8 protein-coding genes and 1 pseudogene are annotated in these 8,663 nt (G+C 70.4%); 7 read left to right on the top strand and 2 right to left on the bottom strand.

Translation table 11 applies throughout. The annotated features are described in order from the left end of the window. From CCN51_RS57025 to CCN51_RS07250, 4 genes and pseudogenes are all read left to right on the top strand, one after another. Positions 1-263 (top strand): annotated as a pseudogene (locus tag CCN51_RS57025) (PadR family transcriptional regulator); the annotation flags it as partial. Next, positions 260-946 (top strand): ABC transporter ATP-binding protein, encoded by a 687-nt coding sequence (locus CCN51_RS07240; RefSeq protein WP_014176770.1) that lies wholly within the window; start codon positions 260-262, stop codon positions 944-946. The pseudogene CCN51_RS57025 and the gene CCN51_RS07240, both read left to right, overlap by 4 nt. Next, positions 943-3,414 (top strand): ABC transporter permease, encoded by a 2,472-nt coding sequence (locus CCN51_RS07245; RefSeq protein ID WP_014176771.1) that lies wholly within the window; start codon positions 943-945, stop codon positions 3,412-3,414. The genes CCN51_RS07240 and CCN51_RS07245 overlap by 4 nt, the downstream gene beginning before the upstream one ends. A 173-nt stretch (positions 3,415-3,587) precedes the next feature. Next, on the top strand, positions 3,588-4,208 hold the full coding sequence (locus CCN51_RS07250; RefSeq protein WP_014176772.1) for a Uma2 family endonuclease: 621 nt from the start codon (positions 3,588-3,590) through the stop codon (positions 4,206-4,208). A 4-nt stretch (positions 4,209-4,212) separates the two neighbouring features. On the opposite strand, the gene CCN51_RS07255 is transcribed toward CCN51_RS07250, so the two are convergent. Then, positions 4,213-5,172, bottom strand: coding sequence for a LysR substrate-binding domain-containing protein (locus tag CCN51_RS07255; protein WP_014176773.1), 960 nt, complete (start codon positions 5,170-5,172; stop codon positions 4,213-4,215). 138 nt (positions 5,173-5,310) lie between these two features. On the opposite strand from CCN51_RS07255, the gene CCN51_RS07260 reads away from it, so the two are divergent. From CCN51_RS07260 to CCN51_RS07270, 3 genes are all read left to right on the top strand, one after another. Then, a complete protein-coding gene (locus CCN51_RS07260) occupies positions 5,311-5,865 on the top strand; it encodes a peroxiredoxin (RefSeq protein ID WP_014176774.1) in 555 nt (184 codons plus the stop codon). A gap of 10 nt (positions 5,866-5,875) precedes the next feature. Continuing rightward, positions 5,876-6,415: an alkyl hydroperoxide reductase gene (locus CCN51_RS07265; RefSeq protein ID WP_014176775.1), complete on the top strand. Its 540-nt coding sequence runs from the start codon at positions 5,876-5,878 to the stop codon at positions 6,413-6,415. A gap of 115 nt (positions 6,416-6,530) precedes the next feature. Further along, positions 6,531-7,463 carry a tetratricopeptide repeat protein gene (locus CCN51_RS07270; RefSeq protein ID WP_014176776.1) on the top strand — a complete coding sequence of 311 codons (933 nt, stop codon included), beginning with the start codon at positions 6,531-6,533 and terminating at the stop codon, positions 7,461-7,463. A gap of 43 nt (positions 7,464-7,506) precedes the next feature. Here CCN51_RS07270 and CCN51_RS07275 read toward each other — a convergent pair. After that, a partial coding sequence (locus tag CCN51_RS07275; RefSeq protein WP_086859374.1) for an AI-2E family transporter occupies positions 7,507-8,663 on the bottom strand: 1,157 nt, incomplete at its 5' end.

An 8,663-nucleotide genomic window follows, 5' to 3' on the forward strand; every position in this document is an offset into this window, starting at 1 on the left:
AGCCCGAGCCGTACCTCCAGTCCGTCCTCTACACCAAGGTCGTCCTCGCGCTGATGACCGGCCGGGACGCCGCGGACCTGCTCGATGTGCAGCGTGCCGAGCATCTGCGCCTGATGCGCGAGCTCACCCAGCGCAAGCGCACCGGCGACCTCAGCGATCAGCTCATCTGCGACCACGCCCTCTTCCACCTCGAGGCCGACCTGCGCTGGCTGGAGCTCACCGCCGCGCGCCTCGGCCAACTCGCCAAGGCGGTAACCCCATGACCCCCGCGGGCTCGCTCCTCATAGCCGAAGGGCTGCACAAGTCCTACGGGCCCACCCCCGCCCTGGACGGCGCGGACTTCTCCATCCACCCGGGTGAGGTCGTTGCCGTCATGGGCCCCTCGGGCTCCGGCAAGTCGACCCTGCTCCACTGCCTCGCCGGGATCGTCACCCCGGACTCGGGCACCGTCAACTACAGCGGACGGCAGCTGTCCGCGATGCCGGACTCCCGGCGCAGCGCGCTGCGCCGCGGCGAGTTCGGCTTCGTCTTCCAGTTCGGTCAGCTGGTCCCGGAGCTCAGCTGCGTGGAGAACGTCGCGCTGCCGCTGCGGCTGAACGGGGTACGGCGCAAGGAAGCCGAGAGCCGCGCGCTGGCCTGGCTGGAGCGGCTGGAGGTCGGCGACGTACGCGCCAAGCGCCCCGGCGAGGTCTCCGGCGGCCAGGGGCAGCGCGTCGCCGTGGCCCGCGCGCTGGTCAGCAACCCGCGTGTGCTGTTCGCCGACGAGCCGACCGGCGCCCTGGACTCGCTCAACGGCGAGCGGGTGATGGAGCTGCTGACCGAGGCCGCCCGGGAGACCAGCGCCGCCGTCGTCCTGGTCACCCACGAGGCGCGCGTCGCCGCGTACTCCGACCGCGAGGTCGTCGTACGGGACGGCAAGGCGCGGGACATGGCGGGCGTACGGTGAGCGGCACCGGCAATGTGACCCCGCTGCGGGGTACGGAGGAACGGGCGCGGGAGCACGCCCACGCGGCGGGCCAGGCGCCCCAGACGCCGCCCGCCCGCCCGGAGCCCCGCCAGCGGGTCGGCCCGGCCCGCTGGGCCGCCGATCTGGCGACGGGGGCGCGGTTCGCGGTCTCCGGCGGCCGGGAGAGCTGGACCAGGACGCTCCTGACGGCGGTCGGCGTCGGGCTCGGCGTGGCGCTGCTGCTGATCGCCGCCGCCGTCCCGCATATCGTCTCGGCGCGCGACGACCGCACCAGCGCCCGCTCCTACACGAACAGCTACTCGAGCGACGTCAAACCGGGCCCCGACACCGTGCGGCTCGGCTTTGGAAGCACCACCTACCGCGGCTCCGACATCACGGGCCTCCTGCTGGCGCCCGACGGCGACCGGCCGGCCCTGCCCCCGGGTGTCGACCGGATCCCCGCGACCGGCGAGATGGTGGTCTCCCCCGCCCTGAAGAAACTGCTCGCCGACGGTGACAACAAGCTGCTCAGGGAACGCCTCGACTACAAGATCGTCGACACCATCGGCGACGAGGGGCTGGCCGGACCGGCCGAGCTGTTCTACTACGCGGGCGTCGGCCCCGACGCCGTCGAGGACGTCAGCAGCCGTCTCGACCACTGGGGTGTCAACTCCCCGACCCAGGAGGAGCTGGACCCGGTCCTGCTGCTGCTGATCGTCGTGGGCTGTGTGGTGCTGCTGCTGCCCGTGGCCATCTTCATCGCCACCGCCGTACGCTTCGGCGGCGAGCGCCGCGACCGACGGCTCGCCGCGCTGCGCCTGGTGGGCGCCGACAGCCGGATGACGCGGCGGATCGCGGCCGGCGAGGCACTGGTCGGCTCCCTCCTCGGACTCGCGGTCGGCACCGGGATCTTCCTGCTGATCAGGCACTTCATCGGCGGGGTCGCGGTATTCGGCACCAGCATCTTCTCCTCCGACGTCCAGCCCTCGGCCGCCATCACCACGCTGATCATGGTCGCGGTGCCCACCTGCGCCGTCGTGGTCACCCAGATCGCTCTGCGCAGCATCGCCATCGAACCGCTCGGCGTCGTACGCAACACCGCGCCCAAACCGCGTCGCCTGTGGTGGCGGCTGCTGTTCCCCGTCCTCGGCCTCGCGCTGCTGCTGCCGCGCCTCAGCTCGGGAACGGGGAACAGCGGTGACGCCTCCGTCTACCAGATCGCGGCCGGTGCGGTGCTGATGCTCGTCGGCATCACCGCGCTGCTGCCGTGGCTGGTCGAAGCCGTCGTCAACCGCTTCGGCGGCGGCCCCGTCCCCTGGCAGCTCGCCACCCGGCGGCTCCAGCTCAGCAGCGGCGCCGCCTCGCGCGCGGTCAGCGGCATCACGGTCGCGGTGGCCGGCGCGATCGCGATCACCATGCTCTTCGCCGCCGCGGAGAGCGACAACACCACCTCCACCGGACAGGACCCGACCCGCGCCGATGTGGTGGCGTACATCCCGGTGGACACCGGCGCGCAGGCGCGGGACGCCATCGCGCAGTACACCGGCACCAAGGGCGTGCGCGACGCGCTCGGCGTCACCGAAGGAATGGTCAGCGACCCGAACAGCAAGGCCAAGGCCCCGGGCGACATCCCGGTCCAGAGCGTGATGGTCGGCGACTGCCGCACGCTGAAGGAGCTGGCGCGGATCGGCGACTGCCGCGACGGCGACGTCTTCGTCACCAAGCCCGCCGAGTTCGACGACAAGGACACCTACTTCACCCAACCGGGCGCGACGGTCAACCTCAGCTTCGACAAGGACTACAACCCCTCCCGCAGCAAGCCGCTGCTGTGGACCATCCCCAAGTCCACGCCCATCGTGGACCTCAAGAAGGACCCGCAGGGCAACGAGCACTCCGGCATCCTGGCCACCCCGGGCGCGCTGGACATCGCCGACCTGGACAAGCCCTCGGTGCAGATGATGCTCCGGCTCGACCCGAAGGTCCCGGACGCCATCGAGTACGCCCGCAACACGGCCGCCCGGCTCTCTTCCCAGTCGGACATCTACGAGCTGCGCGGCACCAAGCAGTCGGACGAGTTCCAGACCATCAAGCGCGGCCTGTTCATCGGCGCCTCGGCCACCCTGCTGCTGATCGGCGCGAGCATGATCGTCTCCATGCTGGAGCAGCTGCGTGAACGCAAGAAGCTCCTCTCGGTCCTGGTCGCCTTCGGCACCCGCCGCGCGACTCTCGGCTGGTCCGTCCTGTGGCAGACCGCGATCCCGGTGGTCCTGGGCCTGGCCCTGTCGGTCGCGGGCGGCATCGCCCTGGGGGCGATCCTGCTCAAGATGGTCGACATGCCGATCGCCGTCGACTGGGCGAGCGTCACCACGATGACCGGAATCGGCGCGGGCGTGATCCTGCTGGTGACCCTGGTCAGCATGGGGCCGCTGTGGCGCATGATGCGGCCGGAAGGGCTCCGTACGGAGTAGCGCACGATCGGCGCGCTTGTTGCCGCCGGGCCCTTCCCACCTGGGGAAAGGGCCCGGCGGTCGGGTGTTTCGGGGTTTATGCCACCCGTTGGAGTGAATCCCGTGGTACGGGACACATGCGGCTGGTCCGGCCTACGATGATTGCCTCGACACCAGCCACTGGGAGGCCCGCCATGTCTGCTGCCGCAGTCGAGCAGCCCGTTGACCCCGAGCCGCGCGAGCCGCTGACTTTGCTCGAGGAAGCCAACAAGCTCATGGAGCAGCTCCCGGGCTATCGAGTCGAGATCATCGGAGGCGTGCTCACCGTGACCCCCCCGCCTGATGCGTCGCATGCGGAGGTACTGACCGACCTCATGATCCCCTTCATCGCGGCGGGCCTCCACGGGCAGGAAACAAGGGTGGTCCAGGGGATTGGCCTGTGGCTGCCGAACGGGCCGGAGGACTATGCGATTCCGGACCTCTCGATCGTGGACGCCGACGTCAACGAGCACCACCGCGGGAACAACTGCTATGACCCCGAAGTGTTCCGCTTGGTCGTCGAAGTCACCTCGTCCAACCACAACAACGACCTGCGGAACAAGGTCGTCGCATACGCGCAGGCCATGATCCCGGTCTATGTGATCGTCAACCGGAAGCACGGCCGCGTACATCTGCTCACGGACCTCGCTGACAGCGGATACGACACGCACCGCATCTACGCACCGGGGGAGAAAATCACCCTCCCCGACTCGATCGGCGCCAAGGTCACCCTCGATGTGTCCGAGCTGTTGCAGGCGGGACGGCAAAAAGGCTGACCCGCTACCCCTTGACGATCCGCACCGGCAACACCCCCATCGCCTCCCGCAGCGCCCCCGCGAACGCCTCGAACTCCTCCTGCCGCGCCGCCCCCGCCCGCATCGCGAGCGCGATCCGGCGCGCGGGTGCCGGGTCCGCGAAGTAGCCGGTGGCCAGTTGGTCACTGCGCCCCGTCTCCACGCGCAGCGCCGTACGCGGCAGCAGCGTCACCCCGAGGCCGCCCGCGACCAGCTGCACCAGCGTGGAGAGCCCGGCGGCGCTCGTGGTCACCGGGGCACCCTCCGTACGGCCCGCCTCGCGGCAGATGTCCAGGGCCTGGTCGCGCAGGCAGTGGCCCTCGTCGAGCAGCAGCAGATCCAGCTCCTTCAGCGCCGCGCGAGGGATGTCGCTCCGCCCGCCGAGCCAGTGGTCCTGGGGCGTGACGAGCACGAAGTCCTCGTCGAACAGCGGTAGTTCGACCACCCCGGGGGCGGCCAGCGGGACCGCGAGCAGCAGCAGGTCGAGCCGGCCTTGGGCGAGCCCGTCCAGCAGGGAGGCGGTCTGCTCCTCGTGTACCTGGAGATCGAGCAGCGGATAGCGGCCGCGCACCAGCCGCAGCACGGTCGGCAGCAGATACGGCGCCACGGTCGGGATCACCCCGAGCCGCAGCACCCCGGTGAACGGCGCCCGCGCCGCCTCCGCCTCGTCCATCAGCGCGCCCACCGCCTCCAGCACCGTACGGGCGCGCGCCGCCAGCCGCTCCCCCGCCGGGCTGAGCAGCACCTTGCGCGTCGTACGCTCCAGGAGCTGCACCCCGAGCGCCTCCTCCAGCGCGGCGACGGCCCCCGACAGCGCGGGCTGGCTCATGCCGATGGCAGCGGCGGCATCGCGGAAGTGCAGCTGCTCGGCGACTGCGGCGAACGCCCTGAGCTGGGAGAGGCTGGGCTGACGTGGCTTGCCTCCGGGCGCGGTCGATGCGACCAACTGATAACCACCTCCGATCAACAGCACCCAGTCTAGCTATTTCACTGATCAATGCCTCGTGTGACAGGGTGGTCCAGTCCAACCCCGGGGAAACCACCACATAACGGTTTCCTCCGCTGCAAGCTGCAAGGAGAGCGCGTGCTCACTGTCGGTGACAAGTTCCCCACGTATGATCTGACCGCCTGCGTGTCGCTGGAGAGCGGCAAGGAGTTCGAGCAGATCAACCACAAGTCCTACGAGGGCAACTGGCGCGTGGTCTTCTTCTGGCCGAAGGACTTCACCTTCGTGTGCCCGACCGAGATCGCCGCGTTCGGCAAGCTGAACGACGAGTTCGCCGACCGCGACACGCAGATCCTCGGCGTCTCCGGCGACTCCGAGTTCGTCCACCACGCCTGGCGCAAGGACCACCCCGACCTGCGCGACCTGCCCTTCCCGATGCTGGCCGACTCCAAGCACGAGCTGATGCGGGACTGCGGCGTCGAGGGCGAGGACGGCTTCGCGCAGCGCGCCGTCTTCATCGTCGACCAGAACAACGAGATCCAGTTCACCATGGTGACCGCCGGTTCCGTGGGCCGTAACCCCAAGGAGGTCCTGCGGGTCCTCGACGCCCTGCAGACCGACGAGCTGTGCCCGTGCAACTGGAGCAAGGGCGAGGACACCCTGGACCCGGTCAAGCTCCTCTCGGGCGAGTGAGCTGACCGATATGGCACTCGACGACCTCAAGTCCGCCCTGCCGGACTACGCCAAGGACCTCAAGCTCAACCTGGGCTCGGTCATCGGCAACTCGAACCTGCCGCAGCAGCAGCTGTGGGGCACCGTGCTGGCCTGCGCGATCGCCTCGCGCTCGCCGCGCGTGCTGGCGGAGCTCGAGCCGGAGGCCAAGGCCAATCTGAGCCCTGAGGCCTACACCGCGGCCAAGTCGGCCGCCGCCATCATGGCGATGAACAACGTCTTCTACCGGACCCGGCACCTGCTGTCGGACCCGGAGTACGGCACCCTGCGCGCGGGTCTGCGGATGAACGTCATCGGCAACCCGGGCGTGGAGAAGACCGACTTCGAGCTCTGGTCGCTCGCGGTGTCCGCGATCAACGGCTGCGGCCAGTGCCTGGACTCGCATGAGCAGGTGCTCCGCAAGGCGGGCGTGGACCGGGAAACGGTCCAGGAAGCCTTCAAGATCGCCGCGGTGGTGCAGGCGGTCGGCACCACGCTCGACGCCGAGGCGACCCTGGCCGCGAACGGCTGACGGCACCCGGCCCAAGGCGCATACGGGGCGTTCCCACCGAACCGGTGGGGACGCCCCTCGCGCATACCCGTATGCCTCCGCCGGATGTCCGACCCCGGCGGTAGGGTCACGGGCCATGGCTGAAGACACCGACCACACCGCCCCGTTGGCCGAGGCGAGTCGGCTCCTGGCCCAGGTCGCCAATGACGCGGAGTACGTCGGCGCGGAGGACGAGGAGTGGGCGGACGACGCCCGTGCCGCCCGCGAGGCGTACACCCGCGCCCTGCGGATGGACCCCGAGAGCCTGGAGGCGGCCGTGGGGCTCGCCGTGCTGGCCGGTGCCGAGCTCCGCTGCCATATCGTCAACCATGTGGACGGGGCCTGGTGGGAAGAGGACTCGGGCCCTCTCACTGAGATACCGGCCGACGACGAGACCGGGCGCCGGCTCGTCGACGAGGCGATCCGCGCGGCCCGGCACGTCCTGTCCCTGGAGCCGGACAACAACCTCGCCGTCTACCTCGAAGCGCTGGCCCACGAATGCGGGGGCGCCCACGACGAGGCGCTGGCCGGCTATCTGCGGGCCGTGGAGCTCGACCCCTGGGACCATGTGGCCAAGGACCGCGCCCAGGCGCTCGACGACGCATACGACCCGCCGCGCCACGAGGGCCCGGACCCCAACCCGCACTCCCGGCACTTCTGGCTGCTGCGCGACAGCGTGTGGACCAGCAACTCCGGTGACGAGGAGGTGGCGTACTGGCGCCTCGGCGACCCGGCCGAGGTGCGGGACGCCATCGAGACGGTGGTGGCGGACAAGGCGCGGCACAACCCCGATCTGCCGTCCGTACGGGACGGCGGCATCAGCCTGATCACCTACGCCCCGGGCCGGCCGCCGAGCACGGTCGACATCTACGAAGCGCTGCGCCCCACGCCCGCCGGGCCGCCGGTCGTGGACTGGACGGCCGTGGCCCTCGAAGAGCCGGCGCCCGGCCGGTGTCTGCCGACCGGACAGCCGGTGCGCGTCGGCGGCCGGGTGCGCTTCGACGGGGAGGGCGAACGCGCCGAAGAGTGAAGGCCGGCCGGGGCGCCCCGGTCAGGGCGCGCCGACCGGCGGTTCACACACCCTCGTCGTGCCGCGTCGGCGCGATCTCCGCGGCGGTGGAGCCGTGTGGCCCCTGTGTCGCGCGCAGCACGGCCTCCTTGTTGTACGTCCGTAGATAGCCGACGACCGTGTTGGCGACCGCCACCAGCGGTACGGCCACCACCGCGCCGCCGATCCCGCCGATCAGCGAGCCGGCCGCGACCGAGAGCACCACGGCCAGCGGATGCACCCGCACCGCCCGGCCCAGGATGAAGGGCTGGAGGATGTGGCCCTCGATCTGCTGCACCGCCAGCACCACCACGAGCACCATCGCCGCCGTCCATACGCCCTGGGTGACCAGCGCGACCACGACCGCCAGCGCGCCGGAGACGACGGCGCCGACGAGCGGGATGAAGGCGAAGAGGAAGATGAAGACGGCGAGCGGGACGGCCATTGGGACGTCGAGGAAGAAGATGCCGACGCCGATGAAGATGGCGTCGATCAACGCCACGATCACCGTGCCGCGCACATAGGCGGTGAGCGTGGTCCAGGCGCGCGGGCCGGCGCCCGCCACACCCTCGCGGGCCGGGGCCGGGACGAGCTTGAGGAACCAGGCCCAGATCTTCGGCCCGTCGTACAGCAGGAAGAGCGTGCTGAACATCGCCAGCAGGATGCCGGTCAGCACCTCCACGATGACCGTGACGCCTTCGAGCCCGGCGGAGGTGAGCTCTTCGGTGTTGGCGCCGATCGCGTCGCGCAGGTTGTTGGCGATCTGGTTGATCTGCTTCTCGGTCACGTGGAAGGGGCTGTTGAGCAGCCAGTCCCGCAGATCGTCGATGCCTGCCTGGACCTTGTTGGACAGGTCGTCGGCGTTCTCCATGACCTGCCAGACCACGAACCAGATGACCAGGCCCATGATGATGAAGCCGGAGATGAAGGTGATGGCGGTGGCCAGGCCGCGGGGGACGCCCCGGTTCCGCAGGCGGGTGACGGTCGGCTCCAGCATCGCGGTGATCAGCAGCGCGACGGTGAAGGAGAGCACCACCAGTTCGACGGCGCTGATGACGGTCATCAGCACATAGACCGTCCCCGCGAGCACCAGCAGCCGCCAGCCGACCTCGGCGGCGACCCGGACGCCCCAGGGGACGGCGGCGACGGGGTCGGGCCTGGCGGAGATGGTGGGGGCGTAGG

This window comes from Streptomyces milbemycinicus (genome assembly GCF_002154605.1).
Lineage (GTDB): Bacteria > Actinomycetota > Actinomycetes > Streptomycetales > Streptomycetaceae > Streptomyces > Streptomyces milbemycinicus.

Bases quoted from the DNA above. Each gene is read 5' to 3' on its own strand.
- CCN51_RS07240 (WP_014176770.1), top strand. From the start codon at position 260: ATGACCCCCGCGGGCTCGCTCCTCATAGCCGAAGGGCTGCACAAGTCC.
- CCN51_RS07250 (WP_014176772.1), top strand. From the start codon at position 3,588: ATGTCTGCTGCCGCAGTCGAGCAGCCCGTTGACCCCGAGCCGCGCGAG.
- CCN51_RS07265 (WP_014176775.1), top strand. From the start codon at position 5,876: ATGGCACTCGACGACCTCAAGTCCGCCCTGCCGGACTACGCCAAGGAC.
- CCN51_RS07270 (WP_014176776.1), top strand. From the start codon at position 6,531: ATGGCTGAAGACACCGACCACACCGCCCCGTTGGCCGAGGCGAGTCGG.